This is a genomic window from Pseudoalteromonas sp. CF6-2 (assembly GCF_021729425.1).
GTDB classification, from domain to species: Bacteria; Pseudomonadota; Gammaproteobacteria; order Enterobacterales; family Alteromonadaceae; genus Pseudoalteromonas; species Pseudoalteromonas arabiensis.
Genome location: NZ_CP091442.1, coordinates 2,859,120 through 2,879,674 on the forward strand (window position 1 = coordinate 2,859,120; position 20,555 = coordinate 2,879,674).

General features: G+C 41.8%; 14 protein-coding genes. 8 read left to right on the top strand and 6 right to left on the bottom strand.

What is annotated here, in order from left to right:
- Nucleotides 1-6: 6 nt before the first annotated feature.
- The 5 genes from L3Q70_RS13235 to L3Q70_RS13255 all read left to right on the top strand — a co-directional run bounded on the left by L3Q70_RS13235 (nucleotide 7) and on the right by L3Q70_RS13255 (nucleotide 9,627).
- Entirely contained in the window at nucleotides 7-2,292 is a 2,286-nt protein-coding gene (locus L3Q70_RS13235; RefSeq protein WP_237114406.1) for a family 20 glycosylhydrolase, read from the top strand.
- Nucleotides 2,293-2,437: 145 nt separating this feature from the next.
- Entirely contained in the window at nucleotides 2,438-5,182 is a 2,745-nt protein-coding gene (locus L3Q70_RS13240; protein WP_237114407.1) for a family 20 glycosylhydrolase, read from the top strand.
- A 73-nt stretch (nucleotides 5,183-5,255) separates the two neighbouring features.
- Nucleotides 5,256-5,831: an RNA polymerase sigma factor gene (locus L3Q70_RS13245; protein ID WP_193987764.1), complete on the top strand. Its 576-nt coding sequence runs from the start codon at nucleotides 5,256-5,258 to the stop codon at nucleotides 5,829-5,831.
- Nucleotides 5,832-5,854: 23 nt separating this feature from the next.
- Nucleotides 5,855-6,880 (top strand): FecR domain-containing protein, encoded by a 1,026-nt coding sequence (locus tag L3Q70_RS13250; protein ID WP_237114408.1) that lies wholly within the window; start codon nucleotides 5,855-5,857, stop codon nucleotides 6,878-6,880.
- 74 nt (nucleotides 6,881-6,954) lie between these two features.
- A complete protein-coding gene (locus tag L3Q70_RS13255) occupies nucleotides 6,955-9,627 on the top strand; it encodes a TonB-dependent receptor (RefSeq protein ID WP_237114409.1) in 2,673 nt (890 codons plus the stop codon).
- A gap of 6 nt (nucleotides 9,628-9,633) precedes the next feature.
- On the opposite strand, the gene L3Q70_RS13260 is transcribed toward L3Q70_RS13255, so the two are convergent.
- Nucleotides 9,634-10,635, bottom strand: coding sequence for a general secretion pathway protein GspB (locus tag L3Q70_RS13260; RefSeq protein ID WP_062568765.1), 1,002 nt, complete (start codon nucleotides 10,633-10,635; stop codon nucleotides 9,634-9,636).
- 13 nt (nucleotides 10,636-10,648) lie between these two features.
- A complete protein-coding gene (locus L3Q70_RS13265) occupies nucleotides 10,649-11,569 on the bottom strand; it encodes an AAA family ATPase (protein WP_062568764.1) in 921 nt (306 codons plus the stop codon).
- 125 nt (nucleotides 11,570-11,694) lie between these two features.
- Between L3Q70_RS13265 and L3Q70_RS13270 the strand changes: the two genes are divergently transcribed.
- Entirely contained in the window at nucleotides 11,695-12,804 is a 1,110-nt protein-coding gene (locus L3Q70_RS13270; RefSeq protein WP_237114410.1) for a tRNA nucleotidyltransferase, read from the top strand.
- On the opposite strand, the gene L3Q70_RS13275 is transcribed toward L3Q70_RS13270, so the two are convergent.
- The 4 genes from L3Q70_RS13275 to L3Q70_RS13290 all read right to left on the bottom strand — a co-directional run bounded on the left by L3Q70_RS13275 (nucleotide 12,792) and on the right by L3Q70_RS13290 (nucleotide 16,157).
- Complete coding sequence (locus L3Q70_RS13275) at nucleotides 12,792-13,313, bottom strand: DUF1566 domain-containing protein (RefSeq protein ID WP_237114411.1); 522 nt, start codon at nucleotides 13,311-13,313, stop codon at nucleotides 12,792-12,794. The genes L3Q70_RS13270 and L3Q70_RS13275 overlap by 13 nt on opposite strands.
- 1 nt (nucleotide 13,314) lies before the next feature.
- Complete coding sequence (locus L3Q70_RS13280; protein WP_237114412.1) at nucleotides 13,315-14,994, bottom strand: DUF1566 domain-containing protein; 1,680 nt, start codon at nucleotides 14,992-14,994, stop codon at nucleotides 13,315-13,317.
- Between the two features lie 90 nt (nucleotides 14,995-15,084).
- Nucleotides 15,085-15,417 carry a hypothetical protein gene (locus L3Q70_RS13285; protein WP_062568760.1) on the bottom strand — a complete coding sequence of 111 codons (333 nt, stop codon included), beginning with the start codon at nucleotides 15,415-15,417 and terminating at the stop codon, nucleotides 15,085-15,087.
- Between the two features lie 23 nt (nucleotides 15,418-15,440).
- The gene (locus L3Q70_RS13290) at nucleotides 15,441-16,157 is read right to left on the bottom strand and encodes a DUF2982 domain-containing protein (RefSeq protein WP_062568759.1); all 717 of its coding nucleotides are present in this window, start codon (nucleotides 16,155-16,157) and stop codon (nucleotides 15,441-15,443) included.
- Between the two features lie 241 nt (nucleotides 16,158-16,398).
- Between L3Q70_RS13290 and L3Q70_RS13295 the strand changes: the two genes are divergently transcribed.
- Both L3Q70_RS13295 and L3Q70_RS13300 read left to right on the top strand, forming a co-directional pair.
- Nucleotides 16,399-17,451, top strand: coding sequence for an efflux RND transporter periplasmic adaptor subunit (locus L3Q70_RS13295; RefSeq protein ID WP_130149643.1), 1,053 nt, complete (start codon nucleotides 16,399-16,401; stop codon nucleotides 17,449-17,451).
- A gap of 3 nt (nucleotides 17,452-17,454) precedes the next feature.
- Entirely contained in the window at nucleotides 17,455-20,553 is a 3,099-nt protein-coding gene (locus L3Q70_RS13300; RefSeq protein WP_237114413.1) for an efflux RND transporter permease subunit, read from the top strand.
- The last annotated feature ends 2 nt before the right edge of the window (nucleotides 20,554-20,555 follow it).

Below are 20,555 nucleotides of genomic sequence, written 5' to 3' on the forward strand. Positions count from 1 at the left end.
ATAACAATGATTAAAAATGCTTTTTACCAGTACTTGCGAAGCAGCTTTGTGTTATTCATTCTGCTATTAGCTCCTTATTATGTCAGCGCTAACATCACACCAAAGCCAACAAGCAGCCAATATGGTGAAGATCACTTTCACTTAATGCACAACACACAAATTAGCTATAACCACCAAGATGCAAAACAAGTGGCTCTGCAACTTGCTGAGTTTCTACGCCCACCAACCGGCTATGAATTACCTGTATTACACGCAAAAAATACGATGAAAAACACCATCGCTTTTAACATTACCGACTCAGTAGTGGCTAAGGAAGGTTATCAATTAATAGTGAGAAGTGGTTTTATTGAAATAAAAGCCAGCACAGCAAAGGGGTTATTTTGGGCGATGCAATCACTTAGGCAACTGCTCCCTATTGAAATAGAATCTCGTATGCCAATAAACCAACGAAGCTGGCTAATTACCAGTGCAGAAATACTCGACAAACCTCGATTTACCTATCGTGGCATGCATTTAGATGTCAGCCGCCATTTCTTTGATGTGAGTTTTGTAAAACAATATATTGATTGGCTCGCAATGCATAAGTTTAATGTTTTTCAATGGCATCTAACCGATGATCAAGGCTGGCGTATCGCCATTGATGCATACCCTAAACTTACTGAAATAGGCGCTACACGCCCTCATACAGTCGTTGGTCATACTTATGATTACAAACCTTTGTTTGATAACCAAAGCGTTTCAGGCTTCTATACAAAAGCACAAATCAAAGAAGTCGTAGAGTATGCTAAAGCACGTCACATCGAGGTGATCCCTGAGATAGATATTCCAGGACACAGCACGGCATTACTGGCTGCTTATCCTGAGCTGTCTTGCCACCAGCAGGCAGTCAACGTACAAGCACAATTTGGTATTTTTGAAGACGTGCTATGCCCTCGCGAGGATGTGTTTGAGTTTTTATCTGTTGTTTACAAAGAAGTCGCAGCACTTTTCCCTAGTAAATACATTCATATAGGGGGTGATGAAGTAATAAAAAAACAATGGTTAGAAAGCCCCATTGTGAAAAAATTAATGCAGCAACATGACCTCACTACGCCAGAGCAAGTACAAAGCTACTTTATTAAGCGAGTTGCTAAAATAGTGCAGGATCTTGATAAAACAGTCATTGGCTGGGATGAAATATTAGAAGGTGGAGTTGCTGATGATGCTGTCATCATGTCTTGGCGAGGAACCGAAGGAGGCGTGCAAGCAGCAAAAATGGGGCATCAAGTCATTATGAGTCCGTACCAGTATATCTATTTTGATGCCTATCAATCTCGTAACCTTGATGAACCCAAGGCAATTCACGGATTATCGCGTTTAAAAAATGTGTATCAATACGACCCTGAGCCTAGCCATTTAACCTCTCAACAGCGCGAATATATTATAGGCGCTCAAGGCGCACTCTGGACTGAGTATATTAAAACACCGCGTCATGCTGAATACATGCTATTCCCTAGACTCAGTGCGCTAAGTGAAACCTTATGGTCAAATAAAGAAGGTAAATCATGGCATGATTATAGTCAGAACCGCTTACCTAGCTTATTAAAACGCTATCAAAAAATGCATATCAATACCGCTAAAAGTAGCTATAAACCGATTATTAGTAGTACAGTTCAAGACAATAAACTGCTTGTCACAATAACCACTGATATCGAAGGTACCGCTATTTATTATACGCTTGATGGCAGCGAACCCACTTTAGCGTCTAATAAGTATCAAGCACCTATCACGATTAAATCATACACCCAAGTCCGTGCTCGCAGCTATGTAAAATCACAAGGGCAACTTATTGGCGATGCACGCCTTACACTTAGCCCTCACCTAGCACTGGGTAAAAGCATCACCCTAACCTACCCTGCAGCTGAGCAATCAGCGCATAAATTGCAAGATGGTCAGTTTGCATTTGATCAGTTTTATAGTGTCGAAGATTACGCTATTTTTTATGACACTGATCTTGAGGCCATTATTGATTTTGAATCACCGACTTTAGTTAAACAAGTGCAATTAGGCTATAACAGTGGTCGTCACCGCCAGCTGCATCCGCCAACAGAAATAGTCATTCTCGGCTCTGATGATAAGCAGCAATGGACAACACTGGCAAAAGTAACCTCACCGCAGGGTCCTATGTCGGTATTATCTTTTCAGCCAACAAGATTACGCTTTTTAAAAGTGATCGCTATCAATAGCAAGAAATCTCAAGATATTCAGATCCCTAAACTTCCTTTATATATTGATGAAATTGCAGTTCATTAATGCGCTTAGCCCTAATACAAAAGCAGTATTTAGGGCTCTTTTTAAAATTTTAATTCCCAAATATTCTTCTTAAGACGTTTATAACATTAGAGTCAACTTGCGGTACCAGCTCTATCTATACAATAACAATGTCTTAGGAGCCACCATGTTTGCAAAGAAGCACACAATTACAACAACACTATCGAGCTTAGCACTACTCACAGCAAGCCAATTTAGCATTGCACAACCTCACCCCGATAACCTTGCTTTAAGTTGGCAGGTCATTGACCATGGGATTGGTGAGAATATTTTTCTTGGTAGTTTAACAATCACCAACAATGGCTTAGAACCATTAGGTGAATCGGGCTGGTCGTTATTTTTTAGCTCAGTAAGACCACCAGCCAGTGTTCTGCCAGACTCTGACCCAAATGGACAATACGCACGCCAACATATTGCCGCACAAAAACTAAGTCTAGAAAATGCAGATGCCGCCAAAAGCGGTGACTACTTTGTTTTAAAACCTATTGCTGGTTTTACACCTATTCAACCTGGAGAGTCGCGTGAAATTGAGATCATTGCTCAATACTGGCAAATGCTGAAAAATGACTCTCCTTCTGGCTTTCATATCAGCTATAACGGACAAACGCCTCAAGCTGTACTTGTTGATGTGTTTATGGACCCTAGCGATTCTAAACAAACGACACAGGCCACAAATGATGTGATGCCCGTGCAAACCACCGCATTAAGATATGCTGAAAATAATGCATCGATTCTCTCATTGCCATTAAAAAACCAGCTGGTTCCACAACCTCATTCAGTCGTTACAATCGACAATGAGTTTTTAACATTGATGAGTCAGCTAACAACGATTTCTGCACCAGCATCACTTAATAAAGAAGCGGCTTTTTTACAAACTGCTTTAAGCGACATATTAAGTGGCACATTTGCAGTTAATACAACCACTCAAAATGGCCCAAATCATATCAAGTTACAACTTGATCCACATTTAGATACTAACCAAGATAATCAAGCTGATAAAAGTGCCTACAAACTAGAAATAGATCCATTTACAGGTATTACAATTACAGGCAGCGATGAGCAAGGTGTATTTTACGCAATACAAACACTACGCCAGATGATCCCCACATCAGTGTATAAAAATGCAAAAAACTCAAGCACCTTATCCGACAACACCATTCTACCTGCCACGACGATTTTAGACGCTCCTCGATTTGAGTACCGCGGCATGATGCTTGATGTTTCTCGTAACTTTCAGTCTAAGGAAACTGTGTTTAAGTTGTTAGATTTAATGGCTTTTTACAAACTAAATAAGTTTGAGATTAATGTCGCCAACGACGAAGGCTGGCGATTAGAAATTCCTGGTATTCCTGAGTTAACTGAATTTGGTGCTAAGCGTGGCTATGACCTCAATGAAACATCTATGCTGCATACATTTATGGGCGCAGCCAATGAATTTGCTCAAGGTGATGGCATTGACAATAAACCAAGTGATAAAACAGCTGCGAATTTAGGTACCCCGCCCAGTTTTCAAGGGTTCGAAATCGCGCAGCAAAACTACCTAGGTAAGGGCTGGGGTTTTTACACTGTTGAAGACTTTAAAGAAATTTTGCAATACGCAGCCGACCGTCATATTGATGTTATTATTGAATATGATTTTCCTGCTCATGCCCGCGCAGCAATTAAAGCGATGGAATATCGCTACAATAAGTACAAAAATACAGACCCAATCGAAGCGTCTAAATATAGATTAATCGACCCACTCGACCAGTCTCAATATTACACGCCACAGTTTTACACTGACAACTTTATCAATCCATCCTTAGAGAGCACGTTTACTTTCTTAAATCATGTTGTTGAGCAAACACGTGCAATTTATGATGCAGTACCTGATGCAACCATCACACGCCTGCACGGCGGGGGCGATGAATTGCCTCACTTAGGTCCAAACGAATGGTGGGCACAATCTCCTGCAATACAACAAAACCCTGCCACAGCAGGAAAAACAGATGCTGAAATTTTTGATTACTTCTTTCTTCGTTGGAAGCAAATAATTAATCAACACGGCTTCGATATGGCAAGTTGGGGAGACGTGTTGTCTCACAACGGCACAGGCAATGTTGACTACGGCGATATCTACCCTGTGTTTTGGAATAATGTCTGGGGCTGGGGAAATGAACATCAAGCTTATAAGTTCGCAAACCAAGGTAAAAAAGTAGTACTTGCACATGCAACTAACTTGTATCTTGATTTAGCTTACAACAAGCACCCTGATGAAATTGGTTATCATTGGGCAGGCTATACAGACACGAAAAAGACATTTGAGTACCGCCCATTTAATATTTATGCCAACGCGGTAAAAGACAAACTTGGCAACCCTGTACCATGGGATCCTAAGTGGGTTCTACTCAGTGAAACGGGTAAACAAAACGTGCAAGGTATTCAGGCGCAGCTGTTTGGTGAAAACCAAAAATCACCCGAAATATTAGACTACATGACATTTCCTAAGTTACTCGGCGCAGCAGAGCGAGCTTGGGTGCAAGATATGCCAGCCGAAGGTTTAGCCACTGAACAAGCATGGCATACATTTACAAACACATTAGGGCAACATGCCTTACCACTATTGGACTACTACCAAGTTGTCGATATTAATGCTCAAATACCTAAACAGTTTGGAGTAAATTATCGTATCCCACTTCCTGGGGCGACGATAGATAATGGCCAGTTAATCGTTAATACACGATTTGTTGGCATGCAGACCCAGTACTCATTAGACAATGGAATGACATGGCATGACTATACAGGACCCGTAACATTAACAACATCAAGTGCTGTTCAACTAAGAACAGTGAGTGATTCAGGCAAAGTAAGCCGAGTGGCCACCTTGAATTAATAGTCAACACTGACGAGCCGACTATGTTCGGCTCGCTACATGCAATACAAATGGAAGAGTAGGATGCGGATTCATGCCACGGTTATTATCTTTTAGACGCAAATCCATTGATTCAGTCGATACCGAATCAGACTGTCAGCGTAGTCGCCGCCAGCAAGTTGAGCAGTTGTTTTTAAAGCAACAGCAAAAACTGATACGTCATATCATGAGTAAAGGACTAGACAAACGTGAAGCAGAAGATGTTGCGCAAGAAGCCTTTGTTAAGCTGCTGGGGTTAGAGCAAGATAAAATAAGCAATTACATCGCTGCTTACCTGTATAAAATAGCGACAAATTTAGCAATAGATAAATTGAGACGTAAAGCACGCAGCCCATTTGATGAGTTTATCTCTGATACAGATAACAGCACGCAACCTGTCAGCTCTATAAACCCAGAGAAAACACATCATAATAATGAGTTGCTAAAAGAAATGGAAAAATCTCTCATTAGTTTGCCAGATAAATGCAGACTAGCATTCTTGTTATATAAAATACGAGGACAAAGCTACGAAGAAATAGCTTTAACCTTACAGATTTCACCCAGTATGGTAAGAAAATATGTTTTACGTGCAGTTCGTCATTGCTACCAGCAATTGCAACATGAGCTTTAGTCATGAGTTTTAAGGATCTTAGCATGAACCCATCACCGAACGACTTAGCAAATATCGAAGAGCAAGCTGCTGAGTGGTTACTTGTATTAGATGAAAAGTTTACTGAAAGCGAAACAAACCGCTACCCTGACGAGCTTAACGATTGGCTAGCTCAAAGCACAGTCCATCGTGAAGTGTTTGAAAAAATGCAGTCGCTTTGGACGACATCAACCGCATTAAGTGATGACTTTGTGACACAACAATTGGCTGAGCTTGATGCTGTTACCTCTAACAAAACAAATTCTAAATATCGCTCTATCACAAGCTATTTAGCCATAGCAGCAAGCTGCTTGCTATTTGGTTTTATTTTTTTAGTAAATCAAGAGTCGCCTTTAAAAACAATGAGCACTGTGAGCCCCCAAGCAAGTGCAAATGACAAAGTATCAAATGAATTTTTTCATACCACAATTAATGAACATCGCTCTTTTACTTTAGACGATGGCAGTCAAATAGATTTAGGTGCGAATACTCAACTTGCCGTTCGTTATAGCAGCGCATCTCGCGAACTAATTTTATACCAAGGCGAAGCACTATTTAACGTCAGTAAAGATAAACAAAGACCCTTTGTTGTACGTTATCAAAACAGTGAAGTAACAGCGTTAGGCACTGTATTTAATGTACGAGCAAATCCAGCCTCTATTCGTGTTGATGTACTAGAAGGCAGTGTCTCTGTAGCTCAACAAGACGCTGTCACACTCACTCAAGGACAAGCTGTCGAAATGACAAAGGCGGGTAAAGTCACACACACTAAAGCACAAGGTGACTCGCTGACTATGAGCTGGCAAAAAGGCTATTTAGTCTACCAAAACGCGCGCTTGGGTGATGTGCTTAATGATGTTGCAAGGTACAGTGAAGTTCAGGTTAACTTAAGCGATAAAAAACTAACAGAACTCACCTACAACGGCACATTCTTAACAACCGAGATTGAAGGTTGGTTAAGTAGTTTAGAAAAAATTTACCCTATTACAGTCACTCAAAAAGGCCGTGTTTTTACATTGACAGCAGATTAGCTAAAAGTGTCATAGCGAAAATAAGTTAAAAGTGGTACAAAGTTTAAACAATAATAAAAATATCTAATTAAACTATGTTGTTAAGACTATTAGCCACAACACTAATATGGTTAATATTATTTACTAGCAAAGCACATGCTACCACTGACTATGCATTCGATTTAGCTGAAGCAACCTTGCAACAGCGCTTGCTTGATATTGCAGCGCAAAGTGGCTGGCAGCTCAATGCTGCCTCAATCACTGAGCATAGCGTGCTTCCACCTTTACAAGGGGACTTCACGTTGAGTGAAATACTCACTGACGTCCTGCAAGGCTCTCGCTATCAGTTCACACTCGCTTTAACTGAGCAGCGCATCTTTGTCACGCTATCAAAGCAAACGCCCACTGATGATTTTGAACGCATCATCGTGACAGGCGTCAGTGGTAAAAGTCGTAATATCTTAAATTCTTCCATTTCTATTACACAACTATCCAGCTCTAAGCTTGAGCAACAAACACCTTATTCAAGCGCTGAGGTGCTTAAAAATGTCACCGGTTTTTGGGTTGAAGACTCAGGCGGCGAAACAAACAATAATGTCTCACCAAGAGGCTTAAGAGGCGGTGAAGGGTTTCGTTTTATTAGTTTGATGGAAGATGGCTTACCCATTACCTACGATGGAATATGGGGGGATTTTTTCTTACGACCCGATCTGACCCACCAAACCATCGAAGCTGTACGTGGTGGTAGCAGCGGTATTTTTACCCTTAATGGCCCTGCGGCTATGGTGAACTATATAACAAGGCAAGGCTCTGCAATACCATTTAACCTAATCAAATTAAGTCATGGCATCAGCTATGATTACACACGCTTTGACGGTGTCTTTACGGGCCCTTTAACTGATGAACTGTTTTATACAATCGGTGGATTTTACCGTACCTCAGATGGTATTCGTGAACCTGGCTATAAAGCGGATAAAGGAGGCCAATTAAGTGCAAAAATCAGTTGGTTAACTGACAGTTTTGAGTTTGACTTTAGCTACAAACACCTAAATGATAAAACCAGCTTTTATGCTCCGCTAATTTTAGAAAATAAACAAAAAATTCAACAACTCGATAGTCTTGCCTATGACGATGGCACGTTATTGAGTGACGATTTAAAATTGTTAGCGTTTCGCACTCCTGAAGGCCCGCTTGTTCATGATTTGGGTGATGCTCAGCACACACAAATGAATAGCTACACGTTAGTATTTAAAGCACCACTGAGTGACAAAGTAAATATCACTAACCGCACTCGTTACGCTAAGCTAAACAATGAACTTTACACGCTTATGAACTTAGGCAACCAAACCATTGTTGATGCCCAAAGCCGTTTACAACAACAAGATATAACCGATTTTAAACACTCTTTTGCAGATAAAGATTTAACCGCACAGTACCGACGGGTAAGCGACCACAAATTAATCGATGACCCTAGCCGCCTCAATGAAAATGGCTTAGTCACCTCCAGTTTCCCACTGCACTCACACTACAAACAACAACAGTTGATTAACCACTTTCGAATCAATTACCTTGATGATCACTGGTCACTCAGCTTAGGGCATATTTATGCGCGTAGCGACTTTAGCTCATTACCCCTTGACCAATGGCTTGGTGAATTACTCACTGATGTAAAGCATCAACCTGATCGTTTAGAAATTGTACTGATAAATAATCAAGGAGAAGTTGTTGGTAACTTCAATGAACAAGGCTTTTTATCGTATGCGGGTCCTGTGTATTTAAAAGGAGTCGGTTTATCTGAGTCCCATTCTTTTTATGCTAATTTTGATTGGCAAATCACAGACAGCCTTAGGTTTGACCTTGCGCTTCGTAATGAAAATCTCAACTTAGACAGCACCCTATTTGAAGGCGCAATATCACCAACCGATTCGCTAAAGCCTTATTACTCGCATTACCTTGCCCCAAGTTCACTACATGACACATTTAACCAAACAGCGTTTAGTGTTGGCGCGAATTATCAGATACAGCAACACCTTGCCGTATTTGCTCGCTACTCAGACGCTTTTGAAATGCCTCGATTAATTAATTTTGGTAATGCGCGTGGTTGGGCTTCCAACAATATTGAGCGAGACCAGCAAAACTTTGGCAAACCAATACGTTTAACCTTGGGTGAAATCGGCTTACGACTGCAAACATCACATTGGCAATTTAGTGGGGCTTTATTTGATACTAATTTTGACCCGCTTCCTTTTACTGTTTATAGAGGTGCAACGGGGCCACAAAAGGCAATTTTAATTAACACACAAACGCAAGGGTTAGAATTTGAATTCAGCTACCAATACAACGCATCTTGGCAATTCAAAGGCGTTGGGGTATGGCAAGATGCAGGGTTCTACGGGATCCCATCATCCCTTCCTCAAAGCGAGTTTAATGGTAACCAAATAACCCGTACACCTGAGCTACAGTTTCGACTGACACCGGAGTATAAGTCAGACAATTTTCAAGCTGCGATCACATGGGCTTACATCGGCGAGCGATACTCCGATACCGCCAATCAATTCGCATTGCCAGCTTATCAAACATGGGATTTTTTCAGTGAGTTCACAATGAATGAGCAGTTAAGCTTACAGCTAGAAATTAAAAACCTCACCAACACGCTTGGTTTAACAGAAGGCAATCCCAGAGATGATTTAAACCACCAAGATCCCCTATTTTATGGGCGACCTATATTTGGTCGTAATATAAAAGTCGCCCTAAGCTATCAGTTTTAGTAAAACCTATTCGGGCCAATCTTGTAGTGCTTTCAAAGTAAACTCGTAACCATCGTAACTGAGCAAACTTTGCTCTGGCGTAATCTCGACCACTGACAGCACACCTATACTGTCACCTTCATATAATTCACGGCCATTTAGCTTAATCCAACGTTTTGATGTTTCTGACGCATAAATATGTGCCTGATACTTAATCGTAGGTAACTGATTTTGTAACGATACAGGTAATAGCTCAATGGGCTCGGCATAGGATGAGTTTTTCGTACTGTGAGTGACTTCTGAAAAATGCTGACTATCAACATCCTGCACCGCTTTAGCAAATGCATCTTTCAACGTATCGGGCACATCTTTAAGCTCGTCATTGTCGAGGGTTTGCTGAGGGGGAGCTGATGGCTCGCTATTTAGCGGCTTACCCAATACCTTATATTTACTTAAATCAAGACCTTGGTCGCTTACCTGTCGCGAGCTATTATTTTGCGTCACTTGCACAGGCTGTGAAAACTGCGGCTGTGTTTGATAAACCGGTTGACCTTGATAAATTGGCTGTTGATAAACAGGCTGCCCCTGATTGACATACACAGGAACTGAATTTACTGGCACCTGAACCCATTGATATTGTTGCCCTTGCACAGGCATTTGCTGCATTGAAGGTTGCGGGAGTTGTGTTGACGTTACAGCCGCATTTATTGCGTGTGGCTGAGCAGCCGTTTGCGCAGCGTCAGTGGCAGCTTGTTCCGTATTCTCCACTGTCTCTTTTTTATCAAGCGTTTGCTGCGTGCTTGTAACAACTGCGCTATCCAATGACTTATTATTTTGTAGCCATTTGCCAATTGAAAACCCTGCCATCAGCGTCAAAATCGCAGCTAATAAAAGCCCAAATGACAGGGCAAGGCGTCTGTAACGAGTTAATTCCTGCTGCTGTTTTAATTGTAATGCAGCTTGGTCATGCTCAGCGGCGGTTTGCTCATGCTGACCAGATTGTTTAATTGCATCTAAAAGTAATGACATAAATGAGCACTCTTTATATTAGGTAGGATAAACCAATACCCACACCTAAGACGACTAAAAATGAAACAGGGTAAAGCCAAACATAATTGGATTGTGTATTGGCGGTTGCTGTAATGACTGTGCTACTTGGTGGCAAAGCTTCCTCGGCAGAACGCATCACCAGTTCACTATCTATGCTCAACTTTTGTTGAGAAAAAGCACCCACTAAACAGCGTTCACACAATAGGTTAATCAATCTCGGGACGCCCTGCGTCACTTGATAGATAGCCTTTAGAGCATCCCTGGAGAACAACGCTTGTTCGGTTCCTGCTTTAGACAAACGATGTTTAACATACGCAAATACTTGCCCTTCTGTTAGCGGTAATAGGTGATAGCGTGCTGTTATACGCTGTGCCAATTGCCTAAGTTCTGTGCGTTTAAGTAATGCTTGTAGCTCTGGTTGTCCCACTAAAACGATTTGTAATAGCTTTTTATGATCCGTTTCTATATTGGTCAATAAACGCAATTGCTCAAGTACATCAGGAGCAAGTAATTGCGCTTCATCAATAATTAAAATGGTGTGGCCACCCGCGCTATTATTTGACTCCAAATGCTTTTTGATCACATCGGTTAATGTTTTCAACGTCGCATTATTGCTGTCGTAAGTAATATTTAATTCATCACAAATACTGGCCAACAATTCAAGTTGCGATAAGGCAGGATTATGAATTTGTGCAACTTGTGTATTTTCTGGAAGCTGTTCTTGCAGGCTTCTTGTTAATGTTGTTTTCCCTGTCCCCACCTCACCTGTCAGCAATACAAACCCTCCCGCTTCTCCTAGGCCGTAAGTTAGATGCGCTAACGCTTCTTTGTGGCGTTCACTGAGAAATAAATATTCAGGGTTCGGAGCAATCGAAAAAGGTTTTTCTGACAAGCCAAAATAGCTTAAATACACCGTGATATTCCTTGCGTTTAAAATCACGGCCTATAATGGCAAAAAAAAACGCCACTTAAAACCTTGTTCGCATTTTAATGAATAAATAACGTAAAATACCAAAAAGGCAAAATAGCAGGTGAACTATGCAGGTTTATTTAGTGGGTGGCGCAGTCAGGGATGCCCTACTGGGTCGTGAGATAAAAGAGCGTGATTACGTTGTGGTTGGTGCGACACCAGAAGAACTACTTAAGCAAGGCTATCAACAAGTTGGTAAAGATTTTCCTGTTTTTTTACATCCAAAAACAAAAGAAGAATATGCACTCGCTCGCACAGAGCGAAAGCAAGGGGAAGGGTATACTGGCTTTATTTGCGACTTCGCCCCTGATGTCACCTTAGAAGAAGATTTAATACGCCGTGATCTGACCGTTAATGCCATTGCTCAAGCGAAAGACGGCACATTGTTCGATCCATTCAACGGCCAAAATGATATTAAAAACCGTATCTTACGCCATGTGTCTGATGCCTTTAGTGAAGATCCTTTACGCATTCTCCGTGTTGCTCGCTTTGCAGCCCGCTATCATTACTTAGGCTTTACCATTGCACCTGAAACTAACCGTTTGCTTCTGTCTATGGTGGCGAATGGCGAGCTTGAAACGCTCACCGCAGAACGTATTTGGCTAGAATGCGAAAAGTCATTAAGTGATGGAGCCTTCGCGGAATTTTTAAATGTATTATTCGCTATAAAAGGCTTACACGTAATCAGCCCTTTCCTTGAAAAGCAGTGGGACAGTGCCTTATATCGCACCTTACAAGCCCGCTTTAATTATGCACAGCAACGTGGAATTACCAATACTGCATTACTGTTTAGCCAAGTAACACTTTCGCTCAGTGAAGAGGCAATTAAAACGCTCGCTCAGAAAATTCGTTTACCCAATGAAGTACGAGATTTAGCATTAAACGCGCAAGCACACAGGCAAACACTGTGTGCTAATCAATTAGATAGCAATGCAGTTCTTAGCTGCTTTAATCAGCTTGATTTGTGGCGACGCCCAGAGCGCTTCGAGCAAGTTTTAGAAGCGCTTGAGATCAGTGAACAAAAACCACTTAACTTTGCTAATGAACTTGAACAAGCAGCCAAGCAAGCACGCGCTGTCAATCCTCAGCAGTTTATTGCTCAAGGTATAAAAGGGGCTGATATAAAAACTGCGCTTGAAAAAGCGCGGTTAAAAATAATTCAACGTTACTTTTCGTAACGAACTAGGCGTAAATACAGATCCGACGTTTTCGCATGTAAGCTATTTACGCCTTTATCAAATTGATAAACCCAAGCAAGATCAGTTCGTTCTTTACCTGAGGTACTGCTCCAGTAGTTTTGTAATTTGGTGGCATAGAAAACTTGTTCATTAATGCTCGGTTGAACACATTGATGTTCTAAAATGCTTGCCAATTCTTTTATGTTTGGCACATGCCAGTCGCTATACTGAGCATAATCACTCATCGTTGCGCCGCGTAATGCCTCACCCCATGATAATTGTTGGCTCGTTCCTTCACAGTTTAATGTTTCTGTATTATAGCTTTGACCAAAGCTACAGCGTTGCCACATTAACCCTGTTTTGCTATCGCTTACCGTGCCATCGTTATTAATAACAAACCGCGTTGTTGGCGTCGTTTCTGCGACACCGTCGTAACACACTTGTGCTTGAGCAACACCGGCTGATGCTGCAAATAATCCAACCGATACTAGCAAAGATAATTGACGCATTTTACTCTCCTGGTGTTCTGACTAAGCGAACAAACGCTGTATTGTTTTTTGGATACGCTAAATCGTTCGCGCTAGTCATATCAATAATATAGGCCTGCGATAGACTCGTACCATCAGCAGCAGTTTGTGATGTCCAGTACGGCATAAATGCGTCACTATTACTGCTTAACTGGGTCGCATCAGGTTGATTTGGGAAAAACTCACTACTCAGTAAGCTTGCTTCACCTTGTTTAGAGTAATCGAGCAAGCCTTGCAACTCAGTATAAGTAGGCACTCGCCAGTTTGTGCCCCCGCAAAAATCAGTGGCATTAACTTCTTCTACATAAGTTTGTAAACCACAGGCGGTATTACTTGGACATGTTGAATTTGGCGCACCTTGTACACTTCCTGTTTGTGCTCCATTTCCCTCATCTAAATACCAAGTGTAGTGATTTGTTGAGGCACGGACAGTCGTTGCCGGTGGTAGAGCTGAACTTGCCGCTTTTACTTCCCAAATTAACCCCGTCACATTATCTCGAACGCAGCTAAAGTTTGTGGCATCATCGGGCAACTCATCTGCAAATTGGTTTAATTTTGTGAAATCAAATGCCAAGTCGCCTTGCCCCACCTTATCAAGCTGATTAGCAACACTGTCTCTGCCTAAATCAGCATCTTGATTTGGGAAATCGTCACTGTTGCAATTAATTTTTTGCGAATTGTTATAACAATCATTCATGCCCGTATCGTTAATGTAACCAAGTGGTTTAGGGCTAATATCAATAACCACTGTATCAGTATCACTACGTGACTTACTATCCGTTACAGTGACTTCAAAACTGAGTTCCGTGTCTGAATCAACATCTGGGGCAGTGAATGAAGTGATACATTGATTTTGATTTGCAAGTGTCACAACCTCGCCCGTTACCTGCTGCCAAAAACATTGCTTGGTTGTGGTAACAACCTCACTATTAGTCGCATCAAGTGTTACGGTGTCAAACTCAATAACCTGCTGATCTTGCCCTGCATTTGCAACAATAATCTCGTTCGTTTTATTTAACGTAAACGTTTGTTCGATACTTGCTGAGCCCCCTTCGTCATCAGTGACAGTCAACTGCCATGTCATTTGTGTATTCGCTTCAAGCAGAGGGTGATTAAAGCGGATTGTTTTATCTGTATAGCTATTGATAACGAGATCTGGGCCTGACAGTTGTGACCAAAGATAACCGTTTATTGAACCATTTTCGTCAAGATCGAACGACTCTTCACCACTTAAAATAATTTCATCATTATACTGAGAAGGGAGCTCTTCAGGGGCGATTTGTGTGATCACAGGTTGTGGAAGCTGATTATTAGAGCTGATAAAAATGCTCACTTCATCACTCACTAACTGCCCATCAGCTGTTTGGTAATCCACACGAAGTACCAGTTCTGAATCGAGCTTAATATCAGGCGCAGTTAAAGATTGCTCAGCACCATCAGCAGGAAACCCTTCTATAGCGGGGCCACTCACCCGCTGCCAAGTAAAGGTACCATCCGCTGGCGAGCCTTTTGCCACGACAGTAAATTCACTTTTTTCTATTATTTGTTGATCTGCGCCTGCGTTAACTGTCGCAGCAGTAGGGGTATTGTCGCTATCACTACCACCACCGCCACATGCTGTTAGTGTTGTTATAACAATAGCAAGAAGGGGCACTCGTCTCATGTTAATCACCTTAGAAAACAAAGCCAGAGTCATTTCCAGCCGTCAAATTAGTGAATAGCAAGCAAGTAAAGTGCCAAATTAAAGAAGGGCTTAGAGATAGCTATCCTGATGAATACGCACAAATAGCTTAGTGCCTATTTTACTGTAATCCACCTTATATTCACGTCCATCTAAGGATTGAATAAAGAGCAACCGCTTTTCTTCTGCGAAAACATCTGCACTCGTAATATAAACCATTTCAAGGTAGCGCTCTTTCGCTTCACGACGATTTTTTGGCAGTTCTTCTTTAAAAGGTTCAAGCCCGTTTTGGGTCACCTTAATTCGTGGGTGGTTTTCGCCATTCACGATAACTAGATCGAGCTTTCTATCTTTATGAATTATCGTGTTTCGACCACTTTTAATAAAAGAACGTTCTTGACTCATAGCCTTATCCTGCTTACTACCACCTAACGATTCACATTTTTGTGTAATTGAGTATTTATAAACTCATTAGGATTTAATTTCCAACGATTTAAATATGCACTAAATTGCCAAATATCAGTATCGAGTACATTGGCAGGTAACAGTAGATCATACCCTGTCAATTGACCAAGATGCCGTGTTCGATTGGCAAACATAGCTATCAATCCTTTGTAACGCTGCCCGCTTGGAGCCGTGTATTGCGTATCCTCAATTAACCATTCTGATGGGCAATCCCCATTTTTGCAATGTTTTTGAACTACTTGCATAAACAGGTGACGCTGCTCAATCAATAATCGCCCTGCGATTCTTGGCTGTATCTGCATCAAAAACTCATCTATGTTATTGAGTTTAATACCAACTGCATTTAACTCAAGGTATTCTAAGCCTTGTTCCACTTTTGGTATACCACTATGATGAAAATTCTCTCTATTTAACTGCCAATATCCGACTTTATGACGATAAATGAGCGCATCTTCGCAGAATGTGAAACTAAAGTAGGGTTCCTGCGTTTTTAAATAACCAATGAATATCGCTGCAATACAGCTACTCGCGAGAAAAATCTCGATAATGCTAATTTCGCCAGGCCTTAGCAAATTAAATAACATAATAAATGTTAGCCCAATCCCACCCACTAGCAAAAACTCGATACCATGACGGGATGCGTGAGCACGAATATTCAAAATATCAGACATATTAACCATACACAGAAAAATAAAATACGAACATAACAATGCCCACTAACACGACTTTTCGTAACATCAGGCAGTAGTTACATTTTGACTCTTTACTCATAGCAAACACTCACTTTTAGTTACATTTCAGGAACAAACTCAGCCATTTTTTTACTTTTACGCCAAATGCACAAATTTACGGGATACCTGACATACTCGACACGTACTAATTTTGTACACTACACTCAACTAATTCTCTGGTAACACAATGATGTATTCTACACAATCTGGCAAAGCGCTTTTTCCTTTTATTATTACCCTGTTATTAGGGTTATGTGTTTATTTGTACTTACCTTCCAGCCAAGGTGAACAAACTGGCTTTGGTGATACTGCAACTCAGGTCAGCGCACACACCGTTACCTCAGAAGAAAATGCGGTACTTATCGAAGCAATAGGTAGTGCTCGCGCTAACCAAGCCATTTATATTCGTAGTGCCCAAAGTGATTATGTGACTGACATCTACTTTAATGATGGCGACTTGGTCAGTAAAGGTCAAAAACTCGTACAACTTCAGTCACAAGAAGAACAACTGACCGTTAAAGAACTCAGTATTAACCTCAGAGAAGAAAAACGCCAACTAGAGCGTTTAACCGAGCTTTCACGCTCACAAGCAACAGCTAAATCATTACTTGAAGAGCAATTATCACGTGTAGATGCAACCGAAGCTCAGCTTGAAAGTGCAAAAACAAAACTAGCCGAAATGACAATTACAGCGCCATTCTCGGGATTGTTAGGTAAACGAGAGATATCTATTGGTACCTATGTAAGTAGCGCCACAAATATTACCACCCTTGATGACATCAGCATTATTAAAGTTGACTTTAAAGTGCCTGAAAAATACCTAGCACAATTACAGCTAGGTATGAAAGTTATGACTCAAAACGATGCCTACCCAGAAAAAACCTTTAATGGCAAAGTGACCCACATTAGTTCACGCATTGATTCTGTAACACGCAGTGTTGAAGTAACAGCCAGCTTTGTAAATAGTAGCCGTTTACTACGCCCTGGTATGTTATTAAATACCGCCTTACAGCTTAGTTCAAACCAAGCGCTTATGGTGCCAGAAAAAGCAGTTATTCCTCAGCAAGATAAACACTATGTTTTCCAAATTGAAGACGGTGTAGTGAACAAGGTTGAAGTGCACGTTGCTGGCCGTCACAATGGCTGGGTTGCTATTGATAAAGGCCTTGAGAATGGCCAACAAGTTGTCACCGAAGGGATCATTAAAATCCGTACCGGCAGTAAAGTTAGTATCAAGGGCTAAAGCATGAAAATTACAGATACTAGCGTTAAACGTCCGGTCTTTGCGATCGTAATAAACTTATTGCTGCTTACCTTTGGTCTCGTTGCATTTTCAATGCTACCACTGCGTGAATACCCTGATATTGAAACGCCAATTGTGAGTGTAAGCACTGAGTATACAGGAGCCAGCGCAGAGATAATCGAAACCAAAATAACCCAAGTACTCGAAAACCGCATATCGGGTATTGAAGGTATCAAAAGTATTAACTCGTCAAGTCGCAATGGCCGCTCTAACATCACCATTGAGTTTAATATCAGTCGTGATATTGATGCCGCATCAAACGATGTTCGTGAGCGTGTAGCGAGAGCACTTGATAGCCTACCAGAGCAAGTTCGCCCACCCGAAGTATCAAAATCGAATAGTGATGAGAGTCCGATTGCTTGGTTCGTGCTAAACAGTACAACGATGGACTCATTACAGCTATCTGACTACGCACAGCGTTTTATTGTCGACCGTTTAGCCGTTGTTGACGGTGTTTCAAACGTTCGTGTAGGTGGTGAGCGTAAATACGCAATGAAAATTTGGCTAAACCGCAAAGCCATGGCTGCTCGAGGTATCACCAGCAGTGACATCGAAAATACCCTTCGTACAGAAAACGTAGAACTTCCTGCGGGTGAAATTGAATCGATTGACCGTGATTTTACCGTTCGTACTGCCCGTAGTTATAAAGACCAGCGTGATTTTAGAAACCTTGTAATTAAGCGTGGTGATGACGGCTACTTAGTTCGCCTTGGCGAAGTTGCAGATGTTCACTTAGAAGCGGCCGACGACGAAAGCCTATTTCGTGGTAATGGTCGAAACATGATTGGTTTGGGTATCGTAAAGCAAGCCAAAGCGAATACCTTAACTGTGGTTGATAACGCTCGCGCTGAGCTTGAAAAAATCAAACGCAACTTACCTGAAGGTACCACCATTGAAGACAGTTATGACTCGTCTGTTTTCATCAAAGAGTCGATTGATGAGGTGTATCGTACCCTTGCAATTTCAATGGCACTCGTTGTATTAGTTATTTACTTATTCCTTGGCAATATTCGCGCAACCTTAGTGCCGGCTGTAACAGTACCTGTGGCACTTGTTGGTAGCTTTATGTTCTTACTTGCAATGGGCTACTCAATCAACTTACTTACCCTGCTCGCTTTAGTGTTAGCTATCGGCCTAGTGGTAGATGACGCCATTGTGATGCTTGAAAATATCCACCGCCGAATTGAGCTTGGCGAGCCGCCTTTACTTGCAGCATTTCGTGGTGCCCGTGAAGTAGGATTTGCTATTATTGCCACCACACTTGTGCTCATTTCTGTATTCGTGCCGTTGGTATTTATGGATGGCCGAATTGGCGCGTTATTTACCGAGTTTGCTATGGCGGTGAGTGCTGCAGTGTTCTTTTCAAGTATCACAGCACTAACACTGTCTCCCGCTTTATGCTCAAAAGTACTTAAAGCCTCAGAGAAAGAAAGTAAATTTAGCCAATGGATGGATCGCTCGTTTAGCAAAATAGAGAATGGCTATCGCAATTCACTGCAATCGAACATGAGCCGTAAATGGGGTCTATTATTTACCATGATCTTGATGGGTGTTGTCAGCTTTATGCTATTTAAGCAGGTACCATCAGAGCTCACTCCAAAAGAAGACCGCGGCACTTTCTTTATCATGATGAGCGGCCCTGAAGGCGCAAGTTATGAGAATAACGCAGCAAACATGGCCAAAATTGAAGAGCGTTTAATGCCTTACTCTGAGTCAGGAGAATTAAGCCGCGTACTTATTCGTGTGCCAGGTTGGGGCGGCCAAGGTGGTGTAGCAATCGTTGGTATGGCCGATTGGGATAAACGTAAGCGTTCAACATGGGAAGTGATGGACGAAATTAGCGGTAAAATGACCGAAGTGACAGATATTAGAGCATTTGCAATTATGCGCCGCGGTATTGGTGGCGGTGGCTCATCGCGTCCAATTGAGTTTGTATTACAAGGTAACGATTATGATCAACTCGCCAAGTGGCGTGACCGCATCATAGAGCGTGCAGAGAAAAATCCTGGCCTTGTGCGTATTGACCATGATTATAAAGAAACGTTTCCACAGTTTTTAATCAATATAAACAAGAATAAAGCCGCAGATTTAGGCGTATCAGTTTCCGATGTAGGCCGCACTTTAGAGACCATGTTAGGGCAACGACGTGTCACAACCTTTATCGACCGTGGTGAAGAGTATGACGTAATTCTCAAAGGGACCAAGGAAGACTTTGCTAACCCAACAGATATCTCGAATATCTACTTGAAATCGCGCAGTGGTGAACTCGTTCCACTGGACAGCCTTATTACCTTAAAAGAAGAAGCAACCGCATCGCGATTAAACCGTTACAACCGTATGCGTGCAATCACGTTAAGTGCAAACTTAGCTGATGGCTACACACTAGAAGAAGCACTTAATTTCTTAAACCAAGTAGCCGCTGAAGAAAATGACATTGATGGAGCCATTGATTACAAAGGTGAATCGCAGTTGTTTTACGAAGGTGCATCAGCGATGACCTATGTGTTCATTCTTGCGCTCACAGTGACCTTCTTGGTACTTGCAGCCCAATTTGAAAGCTTTGTACATCCCTTTGTGATCATGCTAACCGTGCCACTTGGCCTAGTTGGCGCGCTCTTTGGTTTATGGTTTACAGATCTGACGTTAAATATTTACAGCCAAATAGGTATCGTGATGTTGATTGGTTTGAGCGCCAAGAACGGTATCTTAATTGTTGAATTTGCTAACCAACTACGTGACAAAGGCGTTGAATTTAACGAAGCCATTACCCAAGCGGCAACACAACGCTTACGCCCTATCATCATGACGTCACTCACCACTGTGATGAGCTCTGTTCCGCTTGTACTTGCAAGTGGCCCAGGTGCAGAGAGCCGAATGGTTATTGGTGTTGTGGTATTTACCGGTGTTATTGTAGCTACGTTACTAACATTATATGTAGTTCCCGCAGCGTACACAGCGCTTGCCCGTAATACTCAGTCACCCGAATACTTACAAGGTAAACTTGAACAGCAAGCGAAAGACAAACCGCTGGAAGACATTTAACG

Excerpts from the sequence above, each read along its gene's own strand:
- L3Q70_RS13235 (WP_237114406.1), top strand. The coding sequence starts at position 7 with ATGATTAAAAATGCTTTTTACCAGTACTTGCGAAGCAGCTTTGTGTTA.
- L3Q70_RS13240 (WP_237114407.1), top strand. The coding sequence starts at position 2,438 with ATGTTTGCAAAGAAGCACACAATTACAACAACACTATCGAGCTTAGCA.
- L3Q70_RS13245 (WP_193987764.1), top strand. The coding sequence starts at position 5,256 with ATGCCACGGTTATTATCTTTTAGACGCAAATCCATTGATTCAGTCGAT.
- L3Q70_RS13250 (WP_237114408.1), top strand. The coding sequence starts at position 5,855 with ATGAACCCATCACCGAACGACTTAGCAAATATCGAAGAGCAAGCTGCT.
- L3Q70_RS13255 (WP_237114409.1), top strand. The coding sequence starts at position 6,955 with ATGTTGTTAAGACTATTAGCCACAACACTAATATGGTTAATATTATTT.
- L3Q70_RS13260 (WP_062568765.1), bottom strand. The coding sequence starts at position 10,635 with ATGTCATTACTTTTAGATGCAATTAAACAATCTGGTCAGCATGAGCAA.
- L3Q70_RS13270 (WP_237114410.1), top strand. The coding sequence starts at position 11,695 with ATGCAGGTTTATTTAGTGGGTGGCGCAGTCAGGGATGCCCTACTGGGT.
- L3Q70_RS13275 (WP_237114411.1), bottom strand. The coding sequence starts at position 13,313 with ATGCGTCAATTATCTTTGCTAGTATCGGTTGGATTATTTGCAGCATCA.
- L3Q70_RS13280 (WP_237114412.1), bottom strand. The coding sequence starts at position 14,994 with ATGAGACGAGTGCCCCTTCTTGCTATTGTTATAACAACACTAACAGCA.
- L3Q70_RS13285 (WP_062568760.1), bottom strand. The coding sequence starts at position 15,417 with ATGAGTCAAGAACGTTCTTTTATTAAAAGTGGTCGAAACACGATAATT.
- L3Q70_RS13290 (WP_062568759.1), bottom strand. The coding sequence starts at position 16,157 with ATGGTTAATATGTCTGATATTTTGAATATTCGTGCTCACGCATCCCGT.
- L3Q70_RS13295 (WP_130149643.1), top strand. The coding sequence starts at position 16,399 with ATGTATTCTACACAATCTGGCAAAGCGCTTTTTCCTTTTATTATTACC.
- L3Q70_RS13300 (WP_237114413.1), top strand. The coding sequence starts at position 17,455 with ATGAAAATTACAGATACTAGCGTTAAACGTCCGGTCTTTGCGATCGTA.